This is a genomic window from Paenibacillus dendritiformis, assembly GCF_015845845.1.
GTDB classification, from domain to species: Bacteria; Bacillota; Bacilli; order Paenibacillales; family Paenibacillaceae; genus Paenibacillus_B; species Paenibacillus_B dendritiformis_C.
In genome coordinates, this window is sequence record NZ_LDIG01000081.1 from 1 (window position 1) to 1932 (window position 1932).

General features: G+C 44.5%; 3 protein-coding genes. 2 read left to right on the top strand and 1 reads right to left on the bottom strand.

The features are described 5' to 3' along the window. Positions 1–745 (bottom strand): IS256 family transposase (locus ABD76_RS06105; RefSeq protein WP_197255187.1); only part of this gene is annotated, 745 nt, incomplete at its 3' end. A gap of 130 nt (positions 746–875) precedes the next feature. On the opposite strand from ABD76_RS06105, the gene ABD76_RS06110 reads away from it, so the two are divergent. After that, on the top strand, positions 876–1427 hold the full coding sequence (locus tag ABD76_RS06110) for a cupin domain-containing protein (RefSeq protein ID WP_197255189.1): 552 nt from the start codon (positions 876–878) through the stop codon (positions 1425–1427). 126 nt (positions 1428–1553) lie between these two features. Then, on the top strand, positions 1554–1932 hold a 379-nt coding region (locus ABD76_RS06115), incomplete at its 3' end, for a transposase family protein (RefSeq protein WP_197255191.1).

Genomic DNA, 1932 nt, shown 5'->3' on the forward strand with positions numbered 1-1932 from the left:
CCCCCTGAAAATGCTGACGGATCGCACGCACAAGCCCGCCATGCTGGTCCGAGACGATGTAATCCACACCCCGTAACCCGCGCTGCTTCAGTTCCTGGAAGAAGGCCCCCCACGTCTCTTCCGATTCCGAATCGCCGAGCATGTGCCCAAGCACTTCTCGTGTTCCGTCGGTATTGACTCCTGTTGCGATCAGAAGTCCACGAGAGCGTACACGACCGTCTTCACGTACCTTCAAGTACATGGCGTCTACCAGCACAAATGGAAACTGACTGTCACCAAGTGGACGATGGCTCCAAGCTTGTACGATGGGATCGAGCTTCTTGCATAACTCGCTCACCGTAGACTTTGAGAATTCGGCGCCACACAGCTCCTCGGTAATCTGCGACACCTTGCGAGTAGAGACACCATTGACAACCATCTCCATTAAGGCTAATACAAAAGCTTGCTCACTTCGTTGGTATCGGGCAAATAAATCCGTAGAGAACTTGCCATCCCGGATACGTGGAATATGAAGCGTAAGTGTGCCTACACGTGTTGTGAGCTTATGCGGGTATGTCCCATTTCGATATCCCTTGCGCTCCTCTGCCCGCTCATAACGTTCTGCATCCAACTGTTCGGTCACCTGCGCTTGTAAGACTTGATTCAATACGGATTCCAGCAGCTTGGCTACTCCCGCATCCTTACTATCTCCAATAAATAATTGATGCAAAATATTCGAATCTACGTTAATCTGATATTGAGCCATTTTCAAATCCACCTCACTAGTTTGTTGTGTCAGCAACTACATTCTACTTGAGGGGTTTGAATATGGCTCTCTTCATTTATTGGAAGAAGCTATTTTACACAATTATACGGACTCAACTAGGAGAATGAACATGTACCGTAATTCTTACTATCATAATCAATGGCATTATCCTATGCATGACAACTGGAGTAACAACACATGGGGCAATACTTTGAATCCTCATTATTATAATTGGTACAATAACAACTGGAATCCTTATTTTAGAAACATCAAATTAAGAGATTATGGATCAAGGCCATTTGTAGTGAATATTGACCAAGCTACTAAGCAAAATACTACTTACCGTACCGCTTTATGGACAGGGAAACACTTTCAAGTGACTGTGATGAGTATTAATGTTGGAGATGACATCGGTTTAGAAGTCCATCCGACAACTGATCAATTCATACGTATTGAGGAAGGTCAGGGCCTTGTTCAAATGGGTGATCGCAAAGATAAATTAGATTTTCGAGCAATGGCCTATGATGACTATGCAATTATGATACCTGCTGGAAAATGGCACAATGTAACCAATACAGGAAATAAACCACTTAAAATTTACGTTATCTATGCGCCGCCAGAGCATCCATATGGTACGGTTCATGAAACGAAAGCAATCGCCAAGTCTGCTGAAGAAAATTAACTTACTAAATGAGGCTCAAAACCGTAATCAGTGCTTGACGAAATAATCTCAGGCTGAAAATGGAAAAACATCTGCTAATCCTGTAATGTTGTAAGTCTCACCGAACAACAAAAAAGGAATAGACAGATGCAAAACCAGTATATCAATGAATTGCTCGACATACCAGAGCTAAAAATCCGCCAAATCCTGTCCATCGATGCCGATGAACTTCACATAGAAGCTTTCCCCATCAGCGAAAAGCAATGCTGTCCGTGCTGTGGGTCGGATCAAAATGTCATCCGCAAAGGAAGCAATGGCATACGGATCGTCCGACATCTTCCCGTGTTCGAGAAAAAAACCTATCTGCACGTGCCCTCCATTCGCATGTTCTGTAAACACTGCGAAGCCGGATTTGTATGGATGTATGAATTTGTCGGCCCCAAACAGCGCTACAGCAGTCTCTTTCGATTCCATACCGTTGAACAATCGCTTGGTTCTACAGCAGCGCATAGCGCTCGCATGCAGA

What these genes read in the sequence shown, in the direction of transcription:
- ABD76_RS06110 (WP_197255189.1), top strand. Translation starts at nt 876, where the DNA reads ATGTACCGTAATTCTTACTATCATAATCAATGGCATTATCCTATGCAT.